The following is a 25,459-nucleotide window of genomic DNA, read 5'->3' on the forward strand; positions in this document are numbered from 1 at the left end:
TCACCGCGCGAACGCGCCAGCACCTCCGGGTGCTGGCGCGTTCGTCGTTCGGGGACTCAGAGGCGCTTGCGCATCTTCACGCTGGTGACCTCGTACCCGAGCGACTCGTACAGGCCGCGCGCCGCCTCGTTGAAGCCGAACACGCTGAGTCCCAGGGTCTGGGCGCCCTCGTCCCGCGCGTACTCCTCCGCGAGCCGCATCGCCGCGCGGCCCACGCCCCGACCGCGCTGCTCCGGCTCGACGAACACGTCCCAGACCCACCACGACCGGCTGTCGCCCGACGTGTCGTGGCCGAGCCAGAGATACCCGGCGACGGTGCCCTCGTCGGTGAGCAGGTCGAACACCGCATGACCGGGCGTCGGCACGTCGTCGGGGAACGCATGGTCCGTCGAGGCTCGGGCCTGGCGCCGGGCCTCCTCAGGCGTCTCGCCCGTGGCGACGAGGTCGGCCTCGTACTCCGCGCGGGTTCGCCGGAGCCAGGCCGGGAACCGCTCGGCAGTGACGGGCGAGAGCGTGACGGTCATGCGGTCATCCTGACGCCTCGCTAGGGGCGGGCGCCGCGTTGCTGGACGCAGCGGCTGGCGGCACCGATGCCGCCGGTGAGCGCGGCGCGCGGGTCCTTCTGCTCCAGCCACGAGGCCAGGAAGCCGGCGGTGAAGGCGTCGCCCGCGCCGGTGGTGTCGACGACCTGGATGCGCGGGGCGGCCACCTGCTCGCGGTCGCCGCCGGCGACGTAGGCGGCGCCCATCGAGCCGAGCGTGACGACGACCTGCGGGTACATCCGCGTCAGCGCGTCGAAGTCGACGAACGGGCCGGTCGCGCCGACCATGAGGCGCGCCTCGTCGAGGTTCGGCACGAGCAGGTCGACGCCGCGGGTCCACTCGGCGAACGCCTCGGGCGTGACCTCGCGCAGAAACGCGGTGGTGCTGGGGTCGACGCTGACGCCCGCACCGCGCCGCTTCGCCTCGGCGATGAGGTCGATGGCGACGTCGCGGGTCTGCGGGTCGAAGAAGGTGTAGCCGGTGAGGTGCAGCCAGTCGACGCCGTCCCAGAGGTCGTCGGGGAGGTCGGCCTGCGTGAGCGTGCCGTTGGCGGCGCGGTCGACGTACATCGTGCGGTCGGCGTCGTCGTCGAGGGTCAGCACGATCGTGGCCGTGGGCAGCAGCGGGTCGGCGACCAGCCGCGGCTCGACCTGGTGCTCGCGCAGGGCGTCACCGTGGCGCTCGACGCCGTCGTTGCCGACCTTGCCGAGGAAGCGCGTCTGCGCGCCGAGGAAGCCCAGCCACGCAGCCGTGTTCGCTGCCGACCCGCCCGGCGTCATCCGGATCTGCGCGCGGGTGTCGCTGCGCGGGGCGACGGGCTCGAGAGGCAGGACGCCGATGTCGTCGACGACGTCGCCCACGACGAGGATCACGGGTACTCCGCCGCGGCGGTCGCGATGCGGGCGGCGACCTCGATGTTGTTGCGGGCGATGTCGAGGTTGACGGCGAGGCTGTCGCCGCCGGTGAGCTCGACGATGCGCTGCAGCAGGAACGGCGTGACCTCCTTGCCGGAGAGGCCCTTCGCCTCGGCCTCGGCGAGCGCGCGCTCGAGCGCCTCGTCGTGGACCTGCGGGTCGAGCTGCTTCTCCTCCGGCAGCGGGTTCGCCACGACGATGCCCGACCTCAGTCCGAGCTGGTCGCGGCTGTGCATCACCGCGGCGACGGCGAACGCGTCCTCCGCGCGCCAGTCGAGCTGGTGGCCCGACGAGGTGAGCCAGAAGCTCGGGAAGTCCTTCGTGCGGAAGCCCAGCACGATGACGCCGAGGGTCTCGAGGCGCTCCAAGGTCGCAGGGATGTCGAGGATCGACTTCACGCCGGCCGAGACCACCGTGATCGGCACCTGGCCGAGGACGGTGAGGTCGGCGGACTCGTCGAACGTCTCGGACGCGCCGCGGTGCACGCCGCCGAGGCCTCCGGTGGCGAACACGCGGATGCCCGCGCGGTCGGCGATCCACGACGTGGCGGCCACCGTGGTGGCGCCGCTGCCGGCCATGCCGAGCACGACGGGGAGGTCGCGGACCGTGAGCTTCGGGACGTCCTCGTTGGCGATCCGCGACACCTCGTCGGCGGTGAGACCCGCCTTCAGCTCACCGTCGAGGACCGCGACCGTCGCGGGCGTGACGCCCTGCGACCGCAGGATCTCCTCGAACTCCTGCGCGGCCGCGAGGTTGTCGGGACGGGGCAGGCCGTGGCTGATGATCGTGGACTCGAGGGCGACGACGGGGCGCCCCTGCTCCAGTGCTGCGGCGACTTCGGGGGACGGCTGGACTCTCACCCCGCGACTCTAACCGTCGCTTCCGACGGGCAGGACGGCACGCAGGACGCGCAGCGTGTTGCCGCCCATGATCGCGGCGATGTCCTCGTCGGAGTGCCCACGGTCGCGCAGCTCCTGGGTGACGACGGCGATGTCGCTGGTGTCCCAGGCGACCTTCGTGGCTCCGTCGTAGTCGCTGCCCAGCGCCGCCGTCTCGAGGCCGCCGACCTCGATGACGTGCTCGATCGCGTCGACGACGGCGGCGGGCGTCAGCTCGCAGACCGCGGCGTCCCAGTAGCCGATGCCGACGACACCGCCCGTGGCGGCGACGCCGCGGATCTCGTCGTCGGTGAGGTTGCGGTTGACGTCGCAGGTCGCCTGGACACCGCCGTGGCTGGCCACCACGGGCTTCGTGGCGAGCTCGAGCATCTCGGCGATCGCCGGATGACTGGCATGGGCGATGTCGACGACCATCCCACGGCGCTCCATCTCGGCGAACGCCTCGCGGCCGAGGTCGGTCAGGCCGCCCTTGCCCTCGCCGTGCATCGACCCGGAGACCTCGTTGTCGAAGAAGTGGGTGAAGCCGGCCATGCGCGCGCCGGCACCGAACAGTCGACCGAGGTTGTCGAGGTCGCCCTCGAGGCTCTGCAGGCCCTCGAGCGAGAACAGCGCCCCGGTCACGTTCTTGCCGGCCTCGCGGTCGGCCACGAGGCGGTCGAGGTCGTCGCGCGACCGGATGAAGCGCAGCTCGCCCTCGGAGTCGGCGACCGCGTCCTGCAGCTTCTCGGCGTGGTAGAGCGACCGCTCCACCAGCGAGGTCCACGTGCGCGGCGGCTGCAGCTGCAGGATCGCCAACAGGGTGATGTTGTCGGTGTCCGCCGGGTTCGAGTCGTAGTTCTGGTTCTTGGGCGTCTTCGACACCGACGAGAACACCTGCAGGCCGACGTTGCCGTCCTGCAGCCGCGGCAGGTCCATGTGACCGCGGTCGGAGCGGTCGAGCAGGTCCCGGTTCCACATCAGCGTGTCGGAGTGCAGGTCGGCGATGAACAGGGAGTCGTGGAGCGCGACCGTCTCGCGGTCCGGCTCGGCCAGGTCGGTGTCGGCCATCCGGTTCATGCTGTTCTCGACGATGCCCGGGCCGAGCGCGAAGAACCCGACCACGCCGAGCAGCAGGAGCACGAGAACGGCGAGCAGGGTGCGCCGCAGCCAGGTCCGAGTCTTCTTCGCCACGCGCGCACGCTACCGACCGGTGTGACGTGGGTCATGCCCGGGGCCCCCGGCACGCCGAGGACTCCGGCCGTCGCCGGAGCCCTCGGGCGCATGCTCAGGAGAGGTGGTGCACCTCCTGCAGCCCGCGGACGGGCGTGGGGATCCCGACGTGGCGCGCCTTGAGCTGGAGCGCCAGGTAGAGCGAGTAGTGCCTCGACTGGTGCAGGTTGCCCCCGTGGAACCACAGATGCGGCTGCTGCGTCGGCTTCCACATGTTGCGCTGCTCGCCCTCCCACGGTCCCGGGTCCTTGGTCGTGTCCGAGCCGAGTCCCCAGACCTTGCCCACCCGGTCGGCGACCTCCTGGCTGATCAGGTCCGCGGCCCAGCCGTTCATCGAGCCGTACCCGGTCGCGTAGACCACGAGGTCGGCCGGCAGCTCGGTGCCGTCCGCCAGCACCACGGAGTCCTCGGTGAGGTGGGAGACCTGGCCCTTCGCCAGCTTGACCTCCCCGTCCGCGACCAGCTCGGCCGCCCCGACGTCGATGTAGTAGCCCGACCCCCGGCGCAGGTACTTCATGAACAGGCCCGAGCCGTCGTCGCCCCAGTCGAGGTCGAAGCCGGCAGCCTCCATGCGTGCGTAGAAGTCGGCGTCCCGCTCCTTCATCTGCTCGTACAGCGGGATCTGGAACTCGTGCATGATCCGGTAGGGCAGCGACGCGAAGACGAGGTCGGCCTTCTCGGTGGTCATGCCGGCCGCGAGCGCCCGCTCGGAGTAGAGGTCGCCCAGGCCGATGTCCATGAGCGATTCGGACTTCACGATGTGGGTCGACGACCGCTGGACCATCGTGACGTCGGCATCGTGCTCCCACAAGGCGCCGCAGATGTCGAACGCCGAGTTGTTCGAGCCGATCACCACGACCCTCTTGCCTCGGTAGCCGTCGGGGCCGGGGTGCTGGCTCGAGTGCTGCTGCTCGCCGCGGAACACGTCCTGTCCGGGAAGCACGGGAACGTTCGGCTTCCCGGACATGCCGGTCGCCAGCACGAGGTGCGTCGGGGTCAGCGTCAGCGCCTCGCCCTCGCGCTCGATCTCGACGGTCCACCGTCCGGTCTCCTCGGAGAAGGACGCCGAGGTCGCGACGGTCGAGGACCAGTACGGCACCTCCATGACCTTCGTGTAGGACTCCAGCCAGTCACCGACCTTGTCCTTCGGCGCGAACACGGGCCAGTTGTCGGGGAACTTCAGGTAGGGCAGGTGGTCGTACCAGACCGGGTCGTGGAGGCACAGCGACTTGTAGCGGCTGCGCCACTGGTCGCCCGGCCGGGGGTACTTGTCGATGACCAGGCTCGGGACGCCGAGCTGGCGGAGCCGAGCACCGAGGGCGATGCCGCCCTGGCCGCCGCCGACCACGAGGACGTAGGGCTGCTCGGTGCGCCCGAGTGACGCGTCCTCCGCCTCCCGGCGCTCCGTCCAGGTCGTTCGATCCTTCGTCGCACCGTGCTCGGCGCCCATCGGCCGCCGGGAGCCGCGCGGCTCCTCGTGCCCCTTCAGCTCGTAGAGCGTCGTGAGGAACGTCCAGGCCCTCCAACGGCCTTCCTCCTCACGCAGGCGAACGAGACCACGACCGCGGCCGACCGCCGTCTCGAACACGAACCAGGCGGTGATGACGCCGCCCTCCTCGGTGGCCTGCTCCTCGAGGACGAACCGGCTCGGGTCGGTGCGCTCGAGCGTGTCGGTCAGCAGGCCCTCGACGCCGGATCGATCCTCGACCGTCGTGATGTTCCAGCTGAAGGCGACCAGGTCGCGCCAGAAGCTCTGGGTGGCGAACTGCGCGGCGGCGCGGTGGACGTCGCGCTCGCGCAGGGCCGCCTCGAAGTCGGCGAACCATCCTTCGGCTGCGACGGTGGGATCGGGGTTCGCCGCCGTGTCGACGGGTGGTTCCAGAATCTGGGTCATGATCGCTCCTCGAATCGCTGAGGCCGGTGGGGGACGGACCTCAGGACACCGCCGGGGCAGGTCGGCAGGGTAGCGTTGCACGACGTTGCACGTGACGGGCGTCACACTGGCTGCCTATGCTGGCGACGACCCAGGAGGTGGCGAGGTGAACAGCTTCAGCGCCGTCGCGCCGGGCACGGACCTGCCGCGTCACGCCCGGGACCTGCGCCGGATGCACGACCTGCTGCTCTCCGGCGGGCGCGCACCCGCTCTGCCACGGCCCGTGGTCGCGCGGTCGTGGCAGCGGATGCTGGCGCTCGGCCTCAATCCCACGGGCGCGGGCGCGCGCGACCCACTCGGCCGCGACGAGGTCGAGCGGCGGCGCCGCGCCACGCCGCTGCGCTGGGTGATCGACGACCTCCGGCTCGCCCTCACGAGCGTCGCCGACGCGTCCCGCTTCCTGCTCGTGGTGACCGACGCCGACGGGATCATCCTGTGGCGCGAGGGGGCGAGCACCGTGCGACTGCAGGCCGACCGCCTCGGCTTCGGCGAGGGCGCTCTGTGGACCGAGGGCCAGGTCGGGACGAACGCCATCGGCACCGCGATCGCGGAGCAGGCGCCGGTCCAGCTCTTCTCCGCCGAGCACTTCGAGGAGCAGCAGCACCCGTGGTACTGCACCGCCGCGCCGCTGCACGACCCGCGCACGGGCGAGCTGCTCGGCGTCGTCGACGTGAGCGGACCTGCACTGACCCTGCATCCGGCCATCACCGCCCTCGTCGAGACCGCCGTGCGGCTGGCGGAGGCGCGGCTGTCGCAGGTGCACACCCATCAGCTGGAACGGCTCCGTCGCTCGGTCGAGCACGTGGTCGCGTCCTCGAACGGACCGCTCCTGGTGGTCGATCCCGACGGCTGGGTCGCCGTGCGCTCCGGCATCGCGGTGCGTGACCGGATCGCCGCTCCACGGCCGGACACGTCACTGGCCGTCCCGGGGATGGGTCTGTGCCTGCCCGAGCCCATCGACGGCGGCTGGCTCGTGCGTCCTGCGACCGCCGACCGGCGCGTGCGGGGTCGACTCGACCTCACGGGCGGCGAGCCGGTGCTCGAGGTGACGTCCGCCGACTCGACCCTGCGCCGACCCCTGAGCGCCCGCCATGCCGAGCTCCTGGTCCGGCTCGCGGACGCCGGACCCGCCGGGACGTCCGCCGCCGCCCTCAGCCGGGCGCTGTTCGGCGACAGTGGGCACGAGGTGACCGTGCGCGCCGAGATCTCGCGGCTGCGACGGCAGGTCGGGGCGCTGCTGACGACCTCGCCCTACCGCATCGCCGACGAGGTCGACCTCGTCGTCGTGCGGTGAGGAGGGTCCGACCGGTCAGAGGCCGAGGACCGACCGGACGGTGGTGATGACGCCGCGGGTCATACCGGGGGGCCGCGTGAGGCGACGCCCCTCAGAACTCGTAGCCGCAGTTGCTGCCGATCTCGCGGAACGACCCCTTCATCGGGAAGATCTGGACCTCGTCGACCTTCTTGTCCCGCGGTCCCGGGCGGTTCTTGATGAGCTTCACGGTCACCTTCGCACGCCAGTGGCTGTAGTAGAGCCCCTGCCAGGCCACGCGGTCGGCCGGCGTGGTGACCCAGTCGTAGTTCAGGTTCGTCACCTTCACCCAGTCCGACTCGCGGTAGTAGCGGTCGGCCTCGCGCCACTTGCCGCCCTTGTAGTACTCCCACTCGATCCAGCGCTTCACCATGTACTTGCCGGTGCCGTAGTACCGGGCGGGGTCGGTGAACGTCACCCGGACACCTATCGCCGCCTTGAAGTTGTCGCAATTGCGCCACTTCGTGGTGGTCTTCCAGCTGCCGGCCTGGGCCGCCGGCGCGAACGCCAGCACGAGGGCCGCGAGCAGCGCCGCGACCACTGTCATCCGTGTCGTCCTCATGTTCGTCCCTTCCTCATCGGTAGACCGTGATCGTGACGACGCCCGTCCGGGCGTCCATGGCGTTCGGGGACCCGGAGAAGACCACCTGGAGACGGTGGCGGCCCGGCCGAAGGGGTCGGCTGACCAGCGTGAGCGTGTTGCGATGACGCGCGGCGAGCGTCGCCGTCACGCGGACACCGCCGTCGACGTGCAGCTGCATCCGCCCGGTCGCGTTGATCGCGGGAGTCGTCCTGAGCGTGGCGGTCACGCGGATGCTGTCCCGTGCCGTGAACGTCAGGTCGTTGACGCGGCCGGTGAGTCTCGTCGCGGCCTTGACCGTCACGACGAGCGGCGCCGAGACGGACGACGAGAACGCGGCGCTGCCGTCGTAGGTCGCGGTGAGCGTGTGACGTCCTAGCGCCAGACTCCTCGGCAGGGCGAACGTGGCGCGTCCACCGGAGAGCGTCGCGGTGCCCAGCACCGTCGCACCGTCGCGGATCGTCACCGTGCCCGCGGGCGGACCGCCCGTGCCGGAGACCGTGATCGTGAGGCTTCCGCCGACTCCGTACGCCACGGCTGCCGGCCCCCGAAGCACCGTCGTGGTCGCCTTCGCGTCGATGACGCGGTTCGGGTCGAACACCCACAGCTCGTTGCCGACGTTGCGGTCGTCATCGGGGCTGTTGAGGAAGTACAGCAGGCCCGCCGCCCCGTAGAGGACCATCGGGCCGTCCACGATCGCACCCGACTCGTTCGGCAGGTCCATGACACGTTCGGTCCCTGCGGCCGTGCCGTCCGTCCGATAGAGGTCGCGTCCGCTGCCCGCGGTCGCGCCGAAGTACGCGTGACCTCCCCAGGTCGCGAATGGGAAGGCGCTCGAGCCCGGTGCGCCGGCACGTAGGTCAGCCAGTCGGGTCGCGGAGCTCCCGTCGGAGAACCACGGCTCGCGTCCGGCGGCATCGCCCGCGATCGCGAAGACCACGCCGCCGTTCAGTGCGACGGGATCGGTGGCATCGCCGGGCGGGCTCACCCGTTGGCCCACGCCCGACCCGCTCGTCGCCCAGACTCCGTCCCACGCGGCATCCCACGCGCGGTAGAAGACACGCCCGCCCGACGCCACCGGTTGGAAGTCCCAGTGGTCCTCGACGTACGCGAGCGGCGGGGCGCCGACCCGCACGGTCGTGGCGTCGGTGCCGCTCGTGCGCCAGAGCTCCGGTCGCGAGTCGTCGTCGTCCGTGTGGTCGGTGAGGAAGTACAGGGTGTCGCCCACCACCGCGGTGCCGGTCCGCGGCGAGAACGCCGTGCCCTGGGTCGGATCGGGGTCACCCCACGGGTCGGTCTGCGTGATGTCCTTGACGAGCTGCGGAGGGCCGGTGGGGCCGACCCTCCACAGCTCTTCCCCCGGCCCGGACGTGGCGACGTAGTGATCTCCCCACTCGTCCACGCCCTCCGTCCTGATGGTCCGGTCCGCCGCGAACACCAACGCGTCCCCGACCATCCCCAGCGCCCCCGGGTTCGAGTCGGTCCAGTCAGTCCTCCACTCGGGCTGGAGCTCCTCGTCATCGGTCGTCCGCGAGGTCGTGTTGACGTCCAGCAGCTGCGGGGCCGCCCCCGGGCCCGTCCACCGGTACGGCTCGCGCCCGTGGACGCCGTCGTCGGCGGCCAGGTACACCGCGCCCGGTCCTGCGTCGAGCAGCCACGTGGACGCGCCGGGCTCCGGGGTGAGGTCGGCGACCTTCGCGGTGCCGCCCGTCGTCCCGTCGGAGAACCAGAGCTCGGAGCCGTGCGTGCCGTCGTCGGCCGTGAAGACGAGACCGTTCCCGAACGCGTGCAGGTGGTCCACCCGAGCAGAGCCGCCCGGGTTCGGATCGACCAGCTCGCGTGTTCCGGCCTCAGTGCCGTCGGAGGTCCACAGCTCGCTGTCGGTCGAGCTCGTGCCGCTGTTGCCGTATGACACCCAGAAGATGCGGTCGCCGAGCGCCACGTGAGCGGCGCTGACCGCGCCCTCGAGGTCGGTCGCGACGCGGTACGGCTCGGGCGGTACGGCCCCGGCCGGTGCCACGAGGAGGGCGGCCCCCACCGCCGTCACCGCGCCGATCACCACTCCACGGACCCACCACGCCGACCGAGCCATCGCACACCTCCGCGAACGACCCCCAAGATCCTCAGGGTCACATCGACAGCGAGGGCGGCGCGGCGAAAACGTTCGCTTACCAGGAGATTCGTGACACCGGTGACGTCATGCGTCGCATGGTGCCCCTGGGGCTTTCCTCAGAGGCCAAGGACCGACCGGACGGTGGTGATGACGCCGTTCTCGTGGTTCGGCGGAGCCGTGTAGTTCGCGACGTCGAGGATGTCGGGGTGGGCGTTGCTCATCGCGAACGACCAGTCGGCGGCCTGGAGCATCTCGTAGTCGTTGAGGTAGTCGCCGAACGCCATCGTCTGCGTGGCGTCGATGCCCATCTCGGCCTGCAGCTCGCGGACGGCGAGGCCCTTGTTGACCCCCTCGGCCATGACGTCGACCCAATGAGCCCCGGAGATCGCGACGGGGTTCTGCTCGGCGTGCTCCTTGAGGAACGGCGCGGTGACCGCCTCGAGGTCGCCGAAGTCGTGCACGGCGAGCTTGATGATCGTGTCGTCGACCGAGGTCAGGTCCTCGGTGACCTTCAGGCGGCGGTAGTACGGCTCGACCTGGTCGAGGAACGGCTGGTCGGTGCGGTCGATCCACGCGGACTCGATGCCGCACACGACGATGCCGACGTCGACGCCACGGTCGGCCAGGCCCTGCGTCTTGCGCACGGCGCCCGACACCCAGGCGGGATCCAGCGGGTGGGCGGCGACCTCGACGCCGGCGTGGGTCACGTAGGCGCCGTTCTCGGCGATGATGACGAGCTCGTCGGCGACCTCGTGGAACATCGACTCGATGGTCGCCCACTGGCGTCCGCTGGCGGGGGCGAAGGCGACGCCGGCGGCCTGCAGGTCGCGGATGAGGGCGAAGGTCTCGGCGGGCATCTGCTTGCGCTCGTCGAGGAGGGTGCCGTCGAGGTCGGCCACGACGAGCTTGATGTCGGGCGCGGTCATGCCCTCAGTCGATCACACTCCGGTGGAAGTTCGCGTGGGACCGCGATGCCGTGGGACCGCGCTGGCCCTGATAACGGGACCCGTACTTCGCCGAGCCGTACGGGTTCTCCGCGGCCGAGGTGAGGCGGAAGAAGCACAGCTGGCCGATCTTCATGCCCGGGTAGAGCTTGATCGGCAGCGTGGCCACGTTCGCCAGCTCGAGGGTGATGTGGCCCTGGAACCCGGGATCGATGAAGCCGGCGGTGGAGTGCGTCATGAGGCCGAGACGGCCGAGGGACGACTTGCCCTCGAGGCGCGCGGCGACGTCGTCGGGCAGCGTCACGTACTCGTACGTGGAGCCCAGCACGAACTCACCCGGGTGCAGGATGAACGCGTCCTCGCCGGCGACCTCGACGTCGCGCGTCAGGTCCGACTGGTCCTGTGCGGGGTCGATGTGGGGGTACTTGTGGTTGTCGAAGACGCGGAAGAACTTGTCGAGGCGCACGTCGATGCTCGACGGCTGGATCATCGAGGCGTCATAGGGGTCGAGCGCGACCCGCCCGGCGTCGATCTCGGCGAGGATGTCGCGGTCCGAAAGCAGCACAAGGAGAACCTAACGCATCGTCTCTTCGCCCTGCGGTTCCCGACCTCGAGCGCTTGGCCCCTTCGTGTGCCAAGGTGCAGAGAAGGCAACTGTGAGGAGCACCACGTGTACAAGACCATCCTCGTCGGCGTCGACGGCAGCGACACCGCGTCCCGCGCGGCCGAGGTCGCGGCGGAGCTCGCCTCGGCCACCGGCGCCGCCCTCCACATCGTCACCGCGGTCGACGAGAAGGCCACCGCGGCCACCGACCTCCCGCCGGGCATGCACCCGCTGAGCCCCGGCGAGCGGGCCGAGGCGATCGCCCGCCAGGTCGCCGATGGTCTCTCCTACCAGGGAACGGTCGAGTCCAGTCCGGCTCCCGGCAAGCCCGCCGACGCGCTCGTGCACGTGGCCAAGGAGATCGGCGCCGACCTCATCGTCGTGGGCAACCGCCGCGTGCAGGGCATCAGCCGACTGCTCGGCAGCGTCGCCACCGACGTCGCCCACCACGCGCCCTGCGACGTCTACATCGTCAAGACGGTCTGAGGTCCGCGGGAGGCGGGGTTCAGTGGTGGTTTGTCGGGAAACTACAAGAGCGTTGCGAGCACGGTGCGCACCAAATCGCACCTCCGCGCTAAGTCTTAGGAACTTCCGGCGACGCCTCGGCTCCGGTTGCCTTGTTCGTGACACCAAACGGAATGTGCACGCTCGGAACGACTGACTTCGTCTTGTCCACGTGGTCTGTCTGATCGTCGAAGAAGATGTGCGGCCCATAGATCTTCAGCGTGTCCGCCTTCGGCCACCCCCCAAGGAAGAAGATGTCATTGACTCGGAGGCCCCAGTGCTTCAGGGTCGTGATCGGCCGAACGTGCGCGGGAGCGTTCCGAGCAGTCACGATTCCGATGTGGAGGCGCCGGTTGTAGGACTCGTTCTCCCGTTTGAGATCATCTTCGATCTCCTGGATCTTGTTCAGCGCCGCGAGGAACGGCTGCAATGGACCAGCCGAGAGCGGCTCGGCACCATGCTCGTCCTCGTGTGCCTTGTACACGTCCAAGTCCTTCGACTCTTGATAGACCGTCTCTGCTTGGTCGTCAGCCAACACGCCATCGAAGTCGAACGCGATCCGAAGGGAATTGCCGTCGTCTCCGTCCTCCAACGAGAGAGACCCGGGTTCCCCAACTACCTGTCCAGCAAAAAAGTCGCGCGCGATCGCTGCCCGCACGTCATCCTCGTCTGCGGAAAGGAACAGAGTCATATTGAACGCGTCCATGAACTTGTACGGCGCTCGACCCTGCATGAACACTGACCTAGTAATCGGAAGCCCGTGATGCCTTACGGATTCCATCACCCGCGCTCCCGTCTCCGGATCGTTCCTCGAAAGGATCACAACCTCGATTAGCGGGCTCCGGTCTTTCGCCAGATCGTTGAGGGACAGCAGACGTCGGACGAAGTCGAACGCCACGCCTGGCGCTAATGGGTCGTTGAGCCTTTCCTCTTGAAACTCGCGGTAGGCGTCCTCCTTCTGTTCACGGAAGACCTTGTCAGATTCGTGGAGGTCGAAGAGCGCGCTGGAAGCGATACCGATGACGACCTCGATCTCATGAGGGCTCGGCATATCACTCCTCGAAGATTCCGCGATCGGACCCAACAAGCTGCTCATGCTTTCCGAAGATCAACCTCGACTCGGCGTTCAAGGCGCTGGACTCCACGTTCGGGTCTCTCCATAAACCGGTTCACACCATCGGCACTCAAGTGCGTTTCGTTTCCACTGGGGTGCCCTGTGGGCCCACTCGATTTGAAAGTTCTCGGCGCGCATCCCTCGACCTTACGAGATTTCTACTCTAGTACCGCGGATTCATCGTCCGCAGGGCGAATTCTCGCGCTCTCCCGCTGCTCCGGCTCGGACGATCCACGGGGCACGAGCAGTTCTCCCTGTAGACGTACGTCTTGCCAACACGGTGCCGCCGATAGGAATGCCGTGCTTCTTAAGCCTTGCGGAGTTCGAGGCGAACGGCCTTGTCGCCCAGCTCACTCAGTGTGCTTCTCGAGTAGCGACGCCATCATGGTCCGTCCTCGGAGAATTCTGACTCGTGTCTCACCATAAAGCGGCCGAGCCGCGCACGGGGGAAGGGTCGGACCAATGGCAGGACCGATTGAGCGCTTCCGTGGTCGACTCCGGCTTCCAGCAGGCTTTGGTACCTCGCTAGGGCGATCCGCCAGGAATTCACAAAGGAAGCCTCGTGGCCGGGAACGCTAAGCCCAGGGAGTGGATAGCACCGATTGGCGGAGAACTCTACGAATGTCAGACCCTCACGCTCTATGAAGTCGTCCCGCATCAACGCTTCGAAGGTGAGGTCGAAGCCGGTGCCACGGGCGCCGGGGGTCATCCAACAGGCTTTGACGGATTGGATCTGGTTGTCGTCGATGAGGATCCCGTCAGGGCCGGTCACGGCATCCAAGATCGGTTTCATCACGTTGTCCAGATCCGCTACGAGATGCGTTTGATAGCGGCGGCTCTCGCTGATGTACCACGTGAGGGTGACTTCGACGTCATGGGTGAAGATCCCGCGAGAAGCTTGCTGCACAGCCGCGCCGAGTTCTCTCCGGAACTCGGCCTTCCTCCCAGCGCTGGCCTGCAACGAGATCGGGTCGACTGAGCTTCGAATCTCGACCCGCGCCTGGTCGTAGATTTCGACCACGTCGAACCAGGTGATGGATTCGGCGGGCATGGTGCCAGTCTGCATGGTTGCCGGGGCCCCAGGAGGGAGCGCACATGTGCCCGCAGGTTATGCCGGGGTCCTTCGTCCTGTCCGTTCGCCGGATATGGTCCGGGCATGTCCGGAATTCCGCCGTCGGCAGTGCCTACGGGCAACTGCGACCCGACCACATACAAAGACCACTCTTGATGCGTGGAACCAGATCACACCCGTTGACGTATTGGCAACCAGCCAGGCGTACGGGCAGGGGTGGCATTTATGGAGAAGCGGGAAGGACGGCTTCAATCGCACGCTCCGGCACGAACGCCAGAGCGCACCGCATGGAGTTCCGCCCTGCCGGGGTACCAAACCCGGCTTAGCGTGCGGTGATGCTGGTGGATGAGTGGAGCCGGTGACGGGAATCGAACCCGCGTATCTTGCTTGGGAAGCAAGCGCTCTGCCATTGAGCTACACCGGCGGTGTGCCCCGATCGTAACGACTCAGGCCACGATGATGCATTCGGGTACCGGAGCGGGGCTCAATGCCTCATCGTTCGTCAGAACTGGCGCAGGAAGTCGCGGACGTGGCCGACGAGCTCGGCGGGGCGCTCCTCGGGGATCCAGTGGCCCGTGCCCGAGATCTCGGTGACGGTCACGTTCGGCGGGCCCTCGGCGCGGCGCACGAGCGCGGGCGCGAGGACGAGGTCGCCGGTGCCCGGGAGGAAGAGGAGCGGCACGTCGTCGACCCGGCGGGCGTAGCCGCGGCCCAGCTGCGGGATCTCCTTGAGCAGGAAGGCCCGGTACATCGACTGCCCGGCCCGGGCCCGCGCCGGGTCACGGAACCGCGCCAGGTACTCCTCGCGCACCGAGCGCTCCCAGCGGAAGCGCGGCGAGGCGCCCGCCCGGAAGATCGTCTTGAGCAGGGTCTGGCGGCCGTGACGATGCCAGAACGCGCCGCCGGGACCGCCCGCGATCGGCTGGTAGGCGAAGCGCCACATCTGGTACCAGGGCACGTCCTCCCACGGCGCCACGATCGCAGCCGCGACGACACCGCGCACGAGACCCTCGTGACGACTCGCCACCAGCAGCGAGGTCCACGCACCCCAGTCGTGCCCGACCAGCACCGGCCGGTCGAGCCCCAGCACCTCGATCGCTCGGGCGACCTCGTCGGCGATGACGCGCTTGTCGTAGGCCTCGGTGCCCTCGGGGACGTCGCTCCACCCGGCACCGCGCAGGTCGAGCGCGATCACGTGGTGCGTCTCGGCCAGCGCCGGCATCACGTGTCGCCAGCAGAACCAGTGCTGCGGCCACCCGTGCAGCAGCACGAGGGTGGGGCGGTCGGCCGAGCGGTGCGCCTCCCCTGCCTCGGCCACGTGCAGGCTCACGCCGTCGACGTCGATCCACCGGTGCTCGACTCCGGGCACCACCGGCAGGGTCCGTTCGGTCATGGGCTGATCGTAGGGTGATCCGCATGACACTCGTCGAGCTCACGCGCGAAGACTCCGTCCGCACGATCACGCTGAACGCCCCCGAGCGCCTCAACGCCCTCGACTGGCCGCTGCTGGAGGAGCTGCGCGCCGCCGTCGAGTCGGTCGCCGCCGACGAGGAGGCCCGTGCACTGGTCGTCACCGGCGCTGGCAAGGCCTTCTGCTCGGGCGCGAACCTCGAGAGCCTCTTCGGCGACACCAGTCGTCCCGCCGACGTGCTGCGCGAGCACCTGATGAACGTCTACGCCTCGTTCCTGGGCATCCGGAACCTCACGATCCCCACCGTCGCGGCCGTCCAGGGCGCTGCCGTGGGCGCCGGACTCAACATCGCACTCGCCTGCGACGTCATCATCGCCGGGCCCGAGGGCGGCTTCGGCCCCACCTTCAGCAAGATCGGCCTGCACCCCGGCGGCGGCTGCACGTGGATGCTCACCCAGCGCATCGGCTCGGCGAACACCGCGGCCGCCCTCTTCAACGGCGACATCATCAAGGCCGACACCGCGCTGCGCCTGGGCATCGCCCAGGAGATCGCCGACGATCCGAAGGCCCGCGCCGCCGAGCTGGCCGCCACGTGGGCGAAGCGCAACCCCAAGCTGATGGCCGACATCAAGAAGTCGGTGGGCGTCGCCGCACGGTCCGACCTGCACGAGTCGCTCAACTTCGAGTCCTGGGCGCAGGCCGAGTCGCTCAGCAGCGAGGAGTTCGCCGCGTTCGCGGCCAAGTTCGCCTCCCGCTGACCCGCGCGACGGCCGTCACCGGCCCGTGAGAAGGTCAGGTTCCATGTGGACCCTGCACGGTGACGGCCAGAACGTGAAGCCCGACGCGATCGTCATGCCCGAGGAGCGGCTCTCGTGGCCGCGCACGCTGGGCTTCGGCGCGCAGCACGTGGTCGCGATGTTCGGCGCGACCTTCCTCGTCCCGATCCTCACGGGCATGCCGCCCACGACCACGCTGTTCTTCTCGGGCTTCGGCACCCTGCTGTTCCTGGCGATCACCCGCGGCAGGCTGCCCAGCTACCTCGGCTCCTCGTTCGCCTTCATCGCCCCGGTCCAGGCGCTCGTCGCCGACGGTGACATGGGCGCCGCACTGTTCGGCATCATGTGCACCGGCGTCCTGCTGGCGATCATCGGCTTCGTCGTCCAGGCCACCGGCTCCAGGTGGCTCGATGCGCTCATGCCCCCGGTCGTCACCGGCGCGATCGTCGCCCTGATCGGCTTCGCCCTGGCGGGCGCGGCCACCACCAACTACGCGGTCGCCCCGTGGCTGGCCACGCTGACGCTCGCCGTGATCTGCCTGTCGGCCGTGGTGCTGCGCGGGTTCGCCGCCCGCCTGTCGATCCTGTTCGGCATGGTCGTCGGATACGCGGCCGCGGCCATCAGCGGTCAGCTCGACTTCGGCAACGTCGAGAAGGCGGCCTGGTTCGGCCTCCCCGACTTCCACACCCCGACCGCCGACTGGTCGGTGCTGCCGATGTTCCTGCCGATCGTGCTCGCGCTCGTCGCCGAGAACGTCGGCCACGTGCGCAGCGTCGCCCACCTCACCGGCCGGCCCGCCATCAACGACGAGTCGGGCCGCGCGCTCATCGCCGACGGCCTCGCCACCACGCTGGCGGGCGGCTTCGGCGGCTCGGCCACCACCACGTACGGCGAGAACATCGGCGTCATGACCGCGACGCGCGTCTTCTCCACCGCGGCCTACGTGGTCGCTGGCGTCGTCGCGATGCTGCTGAGCCTCTCCCCGAAGTTCGGTGCCCTGCTCATGACGATCCCCGAGGGGGTCATCGGCGGCGTCACCGTCGCGCTCTACGGCCTCATCGGCCTGATCGGCGTGCGGATCTGGATGGACAACCGGGTCGACTTCGCCAACCCCGTGAACATGTACACGGCCGCGGCCGCCCTGATCATCGGCATCGGCAACCTCACGCTCACCAGCGGAGACGTCTCCGTCGCCGGCATCACGCTGGGCTCGGTCGCCGCGATCGTGATCTACCACGTCATGCGGGTGCTCCAGCGCGATCCCGACGCCGAGCTGTCCAAGGAGACGTTCGACCCCGGCGCCTGACCCTGTAGACATGGGCGGGTGGACCCCGCTCTGGTGCTGCTCGTCGCGGCGTGCGCGTTCGCGACGTCGGCGCTCACCGCGGTCCTGGGCTTCGGTGGCGGCATCGTCCTGCTCGCGGTGCTCGTCGCGTTCCTCGACCCGCTCGTCGCGATCCCGCTGCACGCGGCGATCCAGGTGGTCTCGAACGGCACCCGCACGATCGTCCGCCGGCGCGACGTCGACTGGCGCATCGTCTGGCGCACCTCGCTGCTGCTCCTGCCCGCCGGACTGCTGACCCTCAGCCTGGCCCGCCAGGCGCCCGACGCGGTGCTGCAGATCGCGATCGCCGTCACCGTCCTGGCCGCGACCTGGCTGCCCGTGTGGCTCTCGAGGCCGCTGCCCGCCCCCAGCTCGGGCGGCTGGATCGCGATGGGCGGCGTCCTCGGCGCGCTCAACCCCGTGGTCGGCGCCACCGGTCCGCTCGCCGCGCCGTTCTTCCGCGCGGGAACCCGTGACCGCCTCGGCTTCGTCGGCACGTTCGCCGCGTCCCAGGTGGCCGGGCACCTGGCGAAGCTCGTGCTGTTCGGGGCGATCGGGCTGCTGCCCGCCGCCCAGGCGCCGGCGGCCGCGGCCGGCATCGTCGGCGTGATCGCCGGCACCTGGGTGGGCAGTCGCGTGCTCGACCGCATGCCCGAGCGCCGCTTCGACCGGATCTACCTCGTGGCGATCACGGCCGTCGCGGCCTGGCTGCTGCTCGACGCGCTGGCCTGAGCCTCAGCTGTCGCCGGGGCCGGGAGGCCAGGGGTACGACGTGTCGCCCTTGAGCGCCTTCCAGGTGACCTTCTCGCAGGACGCGTCGACGGTGGCCGTGCCCACGAGCCCCTTGTAGGTCATGAACGTCACGACGTCGTACCCGTCGCCGCAGTCCACCCGGGCGCCGCGCGCCACCTGGCTGATCGTGAACGTGTCATCACCCGGGCCGCCGTAGGCCTGGTCGGAGTCGCTGACCCCGATCCCGTCGTTGCCCTCGTCGCCGCGGATCGTGTCCACGCCGACGTCGCCGGACAGGGTGTCGTTCCCCGGTCCACCGTCGACGATGTCGTCGCCCGAGCCGCCCTTCAGCAGGTCGTGTCCAACCCCGCCGTAGAGCCAGTCGGCACCCTCGTCACCGTCGAGCCAGTCGTCGCCGTCGCCGCCGTCGAGTCGATCATTCTCGGTGCCGCCCGTGAGCGTGTCGTTCCCGAGGGCTCCGTAGAGCTCGTCGGCACCCGCCTCGCCGTGCAGGCTGTCGTCACCGTCCCATCCCTGGAGGATGTCCTGGCCGTCCCCGCCGCTGAGGCTGTCGTTGCCGGCGTCGCCGCGCATCCAGTCGTCGCCCGCCCCGCCGAGGAGCTGGTCGTTGCCGTGCTCGCCCCCGAGGCTGTCGTTCCCACCCTCGCCGAAGAGCCGGTCGTCCCCGCCGCTGCCGAGCAGGGCGTCATTCCCGTCGCCGCCGTAGAGCCGGTCGACGCCCCCGATCACGGCGTTGCTGTCGGCGTCGCCGATGAGCGTGTCGCTGCCCGATCCCCCGTAGACGATGTCGTCGCCGCCGAGCGCGGCCGTGTGGTCGTCGCCGCCGAGCAGCTGGATCGTGTCGGCCTCGTTCGTGCCGTCGAACCAGTCCGGTCCCTCGGTGCCGGTGAGCGAGGCCGCGAAGGCCGGCGCACCCGCGGCGAGCACCACGGCGGCAGCGAGGCCGGCCGGCCAGAGTCGACGACGCCGGCGGCTGGCGGCGTGCATGGCTGAGCTCATCTGATCCCCCGATCGAATGACGCGACCGACTCGCTGCCGGCGCGTGTAGTGGGCTCAGCGTATGGCCTCGTCGAGGGGACGCAAGCGGAATCAGGGCGCGCCGTGGCGATCGGCCACCGCGCGAGCCTCCTCGCGCAGCGCCTGCACGCAGAACCGCACGCTCGGCCGCTCGAAGCGGTCGGGCCGCAGGACGGCCGTGATCTCGCGCCGGGCGCGGATCCCGACGAGGGGCCGAGTCACGAGTCCGTTGTCGCGCGTCCGGGTGGTGAAGCGCGGCAGGATCGCGATGCCGTGACCCGCAGCGACGACCGCCTCGACCACGCCGTTGTCGTCGAAGCGCTGCGCGATGCGCACGGACTCGCCCGTGACCGCGACGAGCTGCTGCAGCACGCGGTCGTAGGGGTAGCCGTGCGGCGCGCCGATCCACGTCTCGCCCACCACGTCCTTGGGCGAGAGGCTCGCCTTGGAGGCCAAGCGGTGGTGCTCGGGCAGCGCCACGTCGAGGGGCTCGCGCATGAGCGAGACCAGCTGGAGGCCGCGCTCGTGCCACTCCTCGGTGGCGGCCGGCGAGTCGGCCACGACGACGTCGAACTGGGCCACCATGTCGAGCACGTCGAACCGCAGCGTGGGGTCGCGGTCGGTGCAGATGAGGTTCACCGCGGGCTCGGCCGTGACGCGCGACAGCAGTCCCGGCAGCAGCATCTCGCCGCCGGTGGGGAAGACCGTGAGCGTGACGTCGCCCGCCGGCCCTCCGAGGTACTCGCGCCACCTGGCCTCGGCGCGCTCCAGGGCGACCGCCACCTCGGTCGCGGTCTCGGCCAGCGCGCGTCCCGCCGCGGTCAGCCGGACTCCGCGCCCGGCGGGCTCGAGGAGCGGCACGCCCGCCTCGGCCTCGAGCAGCTTGAGCTGCTGCGACACCGCCGAGGGTGTGACGTTCATCTCGTCCGCGACGGCGCCGACGGTGCCCCGTTCGGCCAGTTCCCGCAGCATTCCAAGGCGTCGAGGATCCATGTAGACAAACTACACATTAGGCATAGTTTCGTTGGATTGTGCTTGACAATTGAAGAGTCCACGATGGAGGAAACGAAAGGAGCTGCACCATGACCTTCCTCGCCCTCTCCGGCGCCTTGGCCCTCGTCGCCGGCACGGTCCACACCGCGTACCTCGTGGCCACCGACGGCCTGCAGCGCGTCCCCGCGCGTCGCGCCTGACGCACCCTTCCGAAACCGACCCGACTCCCCCGCGGAGACGGGTCGTTTCTCTTTTCACCGAACACCTTTTGCCTGCGCGTGACAGCGGGCTACTATGTAGTTACTGACCAGTAGAACCGGCCAGTAACACTGGCAGTCCCCTTTCCCGGAGGTCCCACGGCCCATGAGCCACTACAAGAGCAACCTGCGCGACGTCGAGTTCAACCTCTTCGAGCTGTTCGATCGTCAGTCGATCCTCGGCACCGGCCCCTTCGACGAGGTCGACGTCGACACGGCGAAGAGCATCCTCTCCGAGGTCGAGCGCCTCGCGCGTGAGGACCTCGCCGCGTCCTTCGTCGATGCCGACCGCAACCCGCCGGTCTTCGATCCCGCCACGCACACCATGACGCAGAACCCGGCGTTCAAGGAGAGCTACCAGAAGTGGATCGACGCCGAGTGGTGGCGCCTCCAGCTGCCCACCGAGCTCGGCGGCCAGCCCGCCCCCTCGTCCCTCGTGTGGGCGATGGGCGAGTTCGTGCTCGGCTCCAACCCCGCCATCTGGATGTACGGCGCCGGCCCGGCCTTCAGCCGCGTCGTGTGGGAGAACGGCACCGAGCGCGACCAGAAGATCGCGCAGATCATGATCGACCGCAAGTGGCTGACCACGATGGTCCTCACCGAGCCCGACGCCGGCTCCGACGTCGGCGCCGGCCGCACCAAGGCCTTCCCCAACGAGGACGGCTCGTGGCGCATCGAGGGCGTCAAGCGCTTCATCACCTCCGCCGTGAGCGACCTCGGCGAGAACACGATGCACCTCGTGCTCGCGCGCCCCGTCGGCGTCGAGGGCGTCGGCGGCCCGGGCACCAAGGGCCTGTCGCTCTTCCTCGTGCCCGAGCACCACTTCGACCACGAGACCGGCGAGCTGACGGGCGAGCGCAACGGCGTCTACGTCACCAACGTCGAGAAGAAGATGGGCATCAAGGTCTCGGCCACGTGCGAGGTCACCTTCGGCGACCCGCAGCTCGGCGGCCAGGCCACCGGCTGGCTGCTCGGCGAGGTGCACGACGGCATCAACCAGATGTTCCGCGTCATCGAGAACGCCCGCATGATGGTCGGCTCGAAGGCGATCGCGACGCTGTCGACCGGCTACCTCAACGCGCTCGAGTACGCCAAGGAGCGTGTCCAGGGTGCCGACCTGACGAACCCCGCCAAGGACGCCCCGCGCGTCACGATCACGCACCACCCCGACGTCCGCCGCTCACTGCTCACGCAGAAGGCGTTCGCCGAGGGCCTGCGCTCGCTCATGCTCTACACGGCCACGTTCCAGGACGAGGTCCAGATCAAGAAGGAGTCGGGCGAGGACGCGAGCCTAGCCGCCTCGGTCAACGACCTGCTGCTGCCGATCGTCAAGGGCTACGGCTCCGAGCGGTCGTGGGTCCTGCTGGGCACCGAGTCGCTGCAGACGTTCGGCGGCTCGGGCTTCCTGCAGGAATACCCGCTCGAGCAGTACGTCCGCGACGCCAAGATCGACACCCTCTACGAGGGCACGACGGCGATCCAGGGCCAGGACCTGTTCTTCCGCAAGATCGTGAAGGATCAGGGCCGCGCGCTGGGCTACCTGTCCGAGCAGATCAAGTCCTTCATCGACAACGAGGCCGGCAACGGTCGCCTCAAGGTCGAGCGCGACCTGCTCGCCCAGGGCCTCGACGACACCACCACGGTCATCACCGCGATGTTCACCGACCTCATGGCCTCGAACCCGGCCGACGAGAACGGCGACATCCGCAACGTCTACAAGGTCGCGCTGAACACCACGCGCCTCGTGTACGTGCTCGGCGACCTGGTCGTGTCGTGGCTGCTGCTGCGCGGCGCCGAGGTGGCGCAGGCCAAGCTCGACGCCGGCGCCTCGGGCGCGGACAAGTCGTTCTACGAGGGCAAGGTCGCCGCGGCGTCCTTCTTCGCCAAGACGGTCCTGCCCCGCCTCGCGGCCGAGCGTGCGATGGCCGAGACCGTCGACCTCGACGTCATGGAGCTCGACGAAGCGGCCTTCTGAGCCAGCCTCCTCCGCCACCCCTTCCCTACTTTTGGAACGCGATGCACGCTTTCCGGCGCGCGAACGGTGCAACTCGTTCCAAAAGTGGAGAGGGGGAGGGCGCGCGGGGTGACCGGCGCCGCGCGTGAGTCCCTCTAGGCTGGGCGGGTGGAGCTGACCCGACGACGCTGGTACCTCGTGGCGGGCCTGCTCGCCGCGCTGGCGTGGATCGCCGGCACGGCCTTCGCCGCGTCCGCGTGGGACCCGCTGCGCGAGGCGGAGGTCGTCCCCGTGGGCCAGCCCATCCAGGCGAACGGGTCCGACGACCTCGCCGTCCTCACCGACCTGCCGCAGCCCGAGCGCGCGATCTCGTGCGTGGCCCGCAACGGCAAGGAGCGCACCCCGGTTCCGCCGGCCACGGTGGACATCGTGGTCGACAGCGACGGCAGCCGCTGGCACCTCATCGGCGTCCTGTCCGACGCCCCCGACGAGACGCGCATCGTGTGCCGTCCCGACGACAAGCAGACCGACACCGCTCGCTACGGGACCGCCCTGGTGGACCTCGAGAGCCGCGTCGGGACGGGCCGGGCGATCGCCTGGACCGGGCTCATCGCGGGACTGGGGCTGGCCGGTGCCACCCTGACCGCACGCACCCGCAGGATCCTCGCCCATGACTGACCTCAGCCTCTACGTCGCCGCCTGGCGGCAGTCCGCCGCCGCCGTGCTCGCGCTCGAGCCGGCCGACTGGGACGTCCCCACCGACCTGCCCGGCTGGACCGCGAAGGACGTGCTCGCGCACCTGGTCCACCTCGAGCGCGTGATGGTCGAGGGCGAGACCGACGTGATCGGCGGCGGCAGCGTGCCGGCCGACTACACGAACGCCGGCGTCGCCGCCCTGCGCGACGTGCCGGTGGAGCAGCTGCGCGCCGACCTGGCCGACCTCGTCGCCCGGCGCGCGAAGACCCTCGAGGAGCTGCCCGACCCGCAGGCCGCCGCCGTGAACACCCCGGCCGGTGTCGAGTGGACGTGGGACGTCGCGCTGCGCAACCGGGTGATCGACCTGTGGTCGCACGAGCAGGACATCCGTCGCGCCGTGGGACTGCCCGGAGGCCTCGACGCGCTCGGCGCGCAGGTGACCGTGGGCACGTTCGCCGCCGCGCTGCCGTACGTCCTGGGCCGCAAGGCCGGGGCGCCCGTGGGCAGCGTGGTGCGCTGGGTCGTCACCGGTCCGGTCCCGCTGGACTCCACGGTCGGCGTGGGCGACGACGGTCGTGCCCGCCGCACCGATGCCGAGCCCACCGCCACCGTGCGGATGGACACCGAGGCGTTCGCGATCCTCGCGGCAGGTCGCCGCGGCCCCGACGGGGTCGAGGTCGAGATCGACGGCGACCGGGAGCTGGCCGAGCGCGTCCTGGGCGCCATGGCCGTCACCACCTGATGCGTCCCGGGCCGGCAGTCCCCGTCGCGCGGCTGGTCCGCCTGGCGCGACGCGGCCTCGCCCGGCTCCAGCGCAGTCCTCGCACACCGCGGAGGTTCGCGGCGGCCCCCGTCCTCGCCCCCGAGGTCGCGCAGCGACTTCGCGAGCGCATCGAGCAGCTGACCCCCGCCGATCGCCGCGCCCTGGATCCCACGAGCCATCCGCGCGACTTCCGCCAGCCCAACGACACGTCGTGCGGCGCGGCGTCGCTCGTCGTGTCGCGGATGCTGCACGACGAGGCCTACGCACTGTGGGTGACCACGGGCCACGACGTCCGCAGCGGCGCCACCGACGCCGCGCCATTCGCCGAGCGCTGGCCCGCGGAGGTCGTGCGGATGCACCGCCGCGTCTCCGGCCTGCGCGACCACGACGGCGACCTCCAGTGGCCGTGGCTGCGCGTCGTCGGCACCTCGCCGTGGGGCGCCGCCCGCCAGATGACCGGCGAGGGAGGCTCGGGACTCCCCTGCCACTCCTACGAGGCGCGCACGCTCGACCCCGACGACCTGGCCTCCGCCTTCGACCTCGTCCTGACGGCCGTCGAGGCCGGTCACACCGTGCCGCTCTACGTGGGCGACGAGGTCCGCCCGGCGCACGTCGTGCTGGCCATGTCCGCCCGTGACGGCGCGGTGCGCGTCTTCGAGCCGAGCGCGGGCCGCCTCGTGCGCGTCGACCGCGACGCGTTCGCCACCGCAACCCTCCGGCTCGGCGGCTGGTCCGTGCCGTGGTTCGCGGTGCTGCCGCGCTGACTGGGGCACCTTCGGGCACACTCGGGGCCATGACCTGGAGCACCGAGGACATCGGCGACCTGACCGGAAGGCGCGCGCTCGTCACGGGCGCCACGAGCGGCATCGGGACCGAGACCGCACGCGAGCTGCTGCGCCACGGCGCCGACGTCACGATCACGGCGCGGGACGACCGGAAGGCGGCCGCCACCGTGGCCGACCTCGGCGGCGACGTCGAGGTGGTGACGCTCGACCTGGCCGACCTGCCGGGCACGATCGCCGCGGCGCAGGGGCTGGTCGACGCCGGCGAGCGCTTCGACGTGCTGGTGAACAACGCCGGCGTCATGGTGCCGCCGTACACGCAGACGATGGACGGCTTCGAGCTGCAGATCGCCACCAACCACCTCGGGCACTTCGCGTGGACCGCCACGCTGTGGCCGCTGCTGCGCGAGGGCGCCACGCGGGTGGTGACCGTGTCGTCGCTGGCGCACGCCTCCACGAAGGGCATCGACCTGCGGTCGCTGGAGCCGAACGGCGACCCGCGCCGCTACAGCCGCTGGCGGTCCTACGCCGAGTCGAAGCTGGCCAACCTGCTGTTCATGAAGGAGCTCGACCGGCGAGTGAAGGCCGTCGGCCTCGGTCTGGTCTCGGTCGGCGCGCACCCGGGTCTGACGTCGACGAACCTGACGAAGACCACCGGGTCGGCGATGCACCACCTCGCCGGTGCCTTCAGCCAGTCGTCGCGAGCCGGGGCGTGGCCGTCGCTGCGCGCCGCGACCGATCCGACCTTCACCGGCGGCGAGTACGTCGGCCCCGCGCGCCTGCGTCAGACCCGCGGACGACCGAAGACCGTGGGGATGACCTCCGCGGCACGCGACCCCCGCCTCGCCGCCGAGGTGTGGTCGGCCAGCGAGTCCGCCACCGGCGTCGTCTTCGAGGTCGCCTAGCCGTCCGCCCCTCCGAGATGTGCTCCGATTTCGACCTTTCAACCGTCTTGAAAGGTCGAAATCGAAGCACATCTCGGCAAGGGGCAGG

The 25,459-nt window shown here is 70.2% G+C and carries 24 protein-coding genes and 1 tRNA gene; 10 read left to right on the forward strand and 15 right to left on the reverse strand.

Annotated elements, in window-relative coordinates; all coding sequences use genetic code 11:
• Window positions 1–56: 56 nt before the first annotated feature.
• From BJ975_RS13730 to BJ975_RS13750, 5 genes are all read right to left on the reverse strand, one after another.
• Window positions 57–524, reverse strand: a complete 468-nt coding sequence (locus BJ975_RS13730) for a GNAT family N-acetyltransferase (RefSeq protein ID WP_179426878.1) — start codon at window positions 522–524, stop codon at window positions 57–59.
• Window positions 525–544: 20 nt separating this feature from the next.
• A complete protein-coding gene (locus tag BJ975_RS13735) occupies window positions 545–1,414 on the reverse strand; it encodes a carbohydrate kinase family protein (protein WP_179426880.1) in 870 nt (289 codons plus the stop codon).
• On the reverse strand, window positions 1,411–2,316 hold the full coding sequence (locus tag BJ975_RS13740) for a pseudouridine-5'-phosphate glycosidase (protein ID WP_179426882.1): 906 nt from the start codon (window positions 2,314–2,316) through the stop codon (window positions 1,411–1,413). Before BJ975_RS13740 ends, BJ975_RS13735 begins: the two co-directional genes overlap by 4 nt.
• Window positions 2,317–2,325: 9 nt before the next feature.
• Window positions 2,326–3,525 (reverse strand): dipeptidase, encoded by a 1,200-nt coding sequence (locus BJ975_RS13745; protein WP_317628268.1) that lies wholly within the window; start codon window positions 3,523–3,525, stop codon window positions 2,326–2,328.
• 94 nt (window positions 3,526–3,619) lie between these two features.
• Entirely contained in the window at window positions 3,620–5,458 is a 1,839-nt protein-coding gene (locus BJ975_RS13750) for a flavin-containing monooxygenase (RefSeq protein ID WP_179426884.1), read from the reverse strand.
• 145 nt (window positions 5,459–5,603) lie between these two features.
• Between BJ975_RS13750 and BJ975_RS13755 the strand changes: the two genes are divergently transcribed.
• Window positions 5,604–6,791, forward strand: coding sequence for a GAF domain-containing protein (locus tag BJ975_RS13755; protein WP_179426893.1), 1,188 nt, complete (start codon window positions 5,604–5,606; stop codon window positions 6,789–6,791).
• Window positions 6,792–6,882: 91 nt separating this feature from the next.
• Here BJ975_RS13755 and BJ975_RS13760 read toward each other — a convergent pair whose 3' ends face one another.
• The 4 genes from BJ975_RS13760 to dcd all read right to left on the reverse strand — a co-directional run bounded on the left by BJ975_RS13760 (window position 6,883) and on the right by dcd (window position 11,011).
• Complete coding sequence (locus BJ975_RS13760; RefSeq protein ID WP_179426895.1) at window positions 6,883–7,371, reverse strand: hypothetical protein; 489 nt, start codon at window positions 7,369–7,371, stop codon at window positions 6,883–6,885.
• Between the two features lie 13 nt (window positions 7,372–7,384).
• Entirely contained in the window at window positions 7,385–9,481 is a 2,097-nt protein-coding gene (locus BJ975_RS13765; RefSeq protein WP_179426897.1) for an Ig-like domain repeat protein, read from the reverse strand.
• A gap of 137 nt (window positions 9,482–9,618) precedes the next feature.
• Window positions 9,619–10,428, reverse strand: coding sequence for an HAD family hydrolase (locus BJ975_RS13770; RefSeq protein WP_179426899.1), 810 nt, complete (start codon window positions 10,426–10,428; stop codon window positions 9,619–9,621).
• A gap of 4 nt (window positions 10,429–10,432) precedes the next feature.
• Complete coding sequence (gene dcd, locus BJ975_RS13775) at window positions 10,433–11,011, reverse strand: dCTP deaminase (RefSeq protein WP_179426901.1); 579 nt, start codon at window positions 11,009–11,011, stop codon at window positions 10,433–10,435.
• Window positions 11,012–11,116: 105 nt separating this feature from the next.
• Between dcd and BJ975_RS13780 the strand changes: the two genes are divergently transcribed.
• On the forward strand, window positions 11,117–11,536 hold the full coding sequence (locus tag BJ975_RS13780; protein WP_179426903.1) for a universal stress protein: 420 nt from the start codon (window positions 11,117–11,119) through the stop codon (window positions 11,534–11,536).
• 88 nt (window positions 11,537–11,624) lie between these two features.
• Here the strand turns inward: BJ975_RS13780 and BJ975_RS13785 are convergent, their stop codons facing one another.
• The 4 genes from BJ975_RS13785 to BJ975_RS13800 all read right to left on the reverse strand — a co-directional run bounded on the left by BJ975_RS13785 (window position 11,625) and on the right by BJ975_RS13800 (window position 15,133).
• Window positions 11,625–12,650 carry a 5'-nucleotidase gene (locus tag BJ975_RS13785; RefSeq protein WP_223302991.1) on the reverse strand — a complete coding sequence of 342 codons (1,026 nt, stop codon included), beginning with the start codon at window positions 12,648–12,650 and terminating at the stop codon, window positions 11,625–11,627.
• A 400-nt stretch (window positions 12,651–13,050) separates the two neighbouring features.
• A complete protein-coding gene (locus BJ975_RS13790) occupies window positions 13,051–13,719 on the reverse strand; it encodes a RusA family crossover junction endodeoxyribonuclease (protein WP_179426905.1) in 669 nt (222 codons plus the stop codon).
• A 371-nt stretch (window positions 13,720–14,090) separates the two neighbouring features.
• Window positions 14,091–14,164 (reverse strand) — tRNA-Gly (locus tag BJ975_RS13795).
• A 78-nt stretch (window positions 14,165–14,242) separates the two neighbouring features.
• Window positions 14,243–15,133: an alpha/beta fold hydrolase gene (locus BJ975_RS13800; protein WP_179426907.1), complete on the reverse strand. Its 891-nt coding sequence runs from the start codon at window positions 15,131–15,133 to the stop codon at window positions 14,243–14,245.
• 23 nt (window positions 15,134–15,156) lie between these two features.
• Here BJ975_RS13800 and BJ975_RS13805 point away from each other — a divergent pair, with 23 nt between their 5' ends.
• The 3 genes from BJ975_RS13805 to BJ975_RS13815 are packed head-to-tail and all read left to right on the forward strand — an operon-like array spanning window position 15,157 to window position 17,983.
• Entirely contained in the window at window positions 15,157–15,909 is a 753-nt protein-coding gene (locus tag BJ975_RS13805) for an enoyl-CoA hydratase (RefSeq protein ID WP_179426909.1), read from the forward strand.
• Window positions 15,910–15,952: 43 nt separating this feature from the next.
• Window positions 15,953–17,233, forward strand: a complete 1,281-nt coding sequence (locus tag BJ975_RS13810) for a uracil-xanthine permease family protein (RefSeq protein ID WP_179426911.1) — start codon at window positions 15,953–15,955, stop codon at window positions 17,231–17,233.
• A gap of 18 nt (window positions 17,234–17,251) precedes the next feature.
• Window positions 17,252–17,983, forward strand: a complete 732-nt coding sequence (locus tag BJ975_RS13815) for a sulfite exporter TauE/SafE family protein (protein ID WP_179426913.1) — start codon at window positions 17,252–17,254, stop codon at window positions 17,981–17,983.
• 3 nt (window positions 17,984–17,986) lie between these two features.
• On the opposite strand, the gene BJ975_RS13820 is transcribed toward BJ975_RS13815, so the two are convergent.
• Both BJ975_RS13820 and BJ975_RS13825 read right to left on the reverse strand, forming a co-directional pair.
• Window positions 17,987–19,003: a calcium-binding protein gene (locus tag BJ975_RS13820; RefSeq protein ID WP_179426915.1), complete on the reverse strand. Its 1,017-nt coding sequence runs from the start codon at window positions 19,001–19,003 to the stop codon at window positions 17,987–17,989.
• 90 nt (window positions 19,004–19,093) lie between these two features.
• Window positions 19,094–20,014 carry a LysR family transcriptional regulator gene (locus tag BJ975_RS13825; RefSeq protein ID WP_179426917.1) on the reverse strand — a complete coding sequence of 307 codons (921 nt, stop codon included), beginning with the start codon at window positions 20,012–20,014 and terminating at the stop codon, window positions 19,094–19,096.
• Window positions 20,015–20,377: 363 nt separating this feature from the next.
• On the opposite strand from BJ975_RS13825, the gene BJ975_RS13830 reads away from it, so the two are divergent.
• The 5 genes from BJ975_RS13830 (at window position 20,378) to BJ975_RS13850 (ending at window position 25,371) form a co-directional block, all read left to right on the forward strand.
• Window positions 20,378–22,246: an acyl-CoA dehydrogenase gene (locus tag BJ975_RS13830; protein WP_179426919.1), complete on the forward strand. Its 1,869-nt coding sequence runs from the start codon at window positions 20,378–20,380 to the stop codon at window positions 22,244–22,246.
• A 147-nt stretch (window positions 22,247–22,393) separates the two neighbouring features.
• Entirely contained in the window at window positions 22,394–22,903 is a 510-nt protein-coding gene (locus BJ975_RS13835) for a hypothetical protein (protein ID WP_179426921.1), read from the forward strand.
• The gene (locus BJ975_RS13840) at window positions 22,896–23,663 is read left to right on the forward strand and encodes a maleylpyruvate isomerase family mycothiol-dependent enzyme (protein ID WP_179426923.1); all 768 of its coding nucleotides are present in this window, start codon (window positions 22,896–22,898) and stop codon (window positions 23,661–23,663) included. Before BJ975_RS13835 ends, BJ975_RS13840 begins: the two co-directional genes overlap by 8 nt.
• Entirely contained in the window at window positions 23,663–24,448 is a 786-nt protein-coding gene (locus BJ975_RS13845) for a cysteine peptidase family C39 domain-containing protein (RefSeq protein WP_179426925.1), read from the forward strand. Before BJ975_RS13840 ends, BJ975_RS13845 begins: the two co-directional genes overlap by 1 nt.
• A 29-nt stretch (window positions 24,449–24,477) precedes the next feature.
• Window positions 24,478–25,371, forward strand: coding sequence for an oxidoreductase (locus BJ975_RS13850; protein WP_179426927.1), 894 nt, complete (start codon window positions 24,478–24,480; stop codon window positions 25,369–25,371).
• Window positions 25,372–25,459 lie beyond the last annotated feature (88 nt).

Origin of the sequence: Aeromicrobium tamlense, assembly GCF_013408555.1 — a bacterium.
Classification (GTDB): domain Bacteria; phylum Actinomycetota; class Actinomycetes; order Propionibacteriales; family Nocardioidaceae; genus Aeromicrobium; species Aeromicrobium tamlense.

Coding starts and splice junctions, on each gene's coding strand:
- BJ975_RS13730 (WP_179426878.1), bottom strand. CDS start 524: ATGACCGTCACGCTCTCGCCCGTCACTGCCGAGCGGTTCCCGGCCTGG.
- BJ975_RS13750 (WP_179426884.1), bottom strand. CDS start 5,458: ATGACCCAGATTCTGGAACCACCCGTCGACACGGCGGCGAACCCCGAT.
- BJ975_RS13760 (WP_179426895.1), bottom strand. CDS start 7,371: ATGAGGACGACACGGATGACAGTGGTCGCGGCGCTGCTCGCGGCCCTC.
- BJ975_RS13765 (WP_179426897.1), bottom strand. CDS start 9,481: ATGGCTCGGTCGGCGTGGTGGGTCCGTGGAGTGGTGATCGGCGCGGTG.
- BJ975_RS13770 (WP_179426899.1), bottom strand. CDS start 10,428: ATGACCGCGCCCGACATCAAGCTCGTCGTGGCCGACCTCGACGGCACC.
- BJ975_RS13785 (WP_223302991.1), bottom strand. CDS start 12,650: ATGAGCAGCTTGTTGGGTCCGATCGCGGAATCTTCGAGGAGTGATATG.
- BJ975_RS13790 (WP_179426905.1), bottom strand. CDS start 13,719: ATGCCCGCCGAATCCATCACCTGGTTCGACGTGGTCGAAATCTACGAC.
- BJ975_RS13800 (WP_179426907.1), bottom strand. CDS start 15,133: ATGACCGAACGGACCCTGCCGGTGGTGCCCGGAGTCGAGCACCGGTGG.
- BJ975_RS13805 (WP_179426909.1), top strand. CDS start 15,157: ATGACACTCGTCGAGCTCACGCGCGAAGACTCCGTCCGCACGATCACG.
- BJ975_RS13810 (WP_179426911.1), top strand. CDS start 15,953: ATGTGGACCCTGCACGGTGACGGCCAGAACGTGAAGCCCGACGCGATC.
- BJ975_RS13820 (WP_179426915.1), bottom strand. CDS start 19,003: ATGAGCTCAGCCATGCACGCCGCCAGCCGCCGGCGTCGTCGACTCTGG.
- BJ975_RS13825 (WP_179426917.1), bottom strand. CDS start 20,014: ATGGATCCTCGACGCCTTGGAATGCTGCGGGAACTGGCCGAACGGGGC.
- BJ975_RS13830 (WP_179426919.1), top strand. CDS start 20,378: ATGAGCCACTACAAGAGCAACCTGCGCGACGTCGAGTTCAACCTCTTC.
- BJ975_RS13840 (WP_179426923.1), top strand. CDS start 22,896: ATGACTGACCTCAGCCTCTACGTCGCCGCCTGGCGGCAGTCCGCCGCC.
- BJ975_RS13845 (WP_179426925.1), top strand. CDS start 23,663: ATGCGTCCCGGGCCGGCAGTCCCCGTCGCGCGGCTGGTCCGCCTGGCG.
- BJ975_RS13850 (WP_179426927.1), top strand. CDS start 24,478: ATGACCTGGAGCACCGAGGACATCGGCGACCTGACCGGAAGGCGCGCG.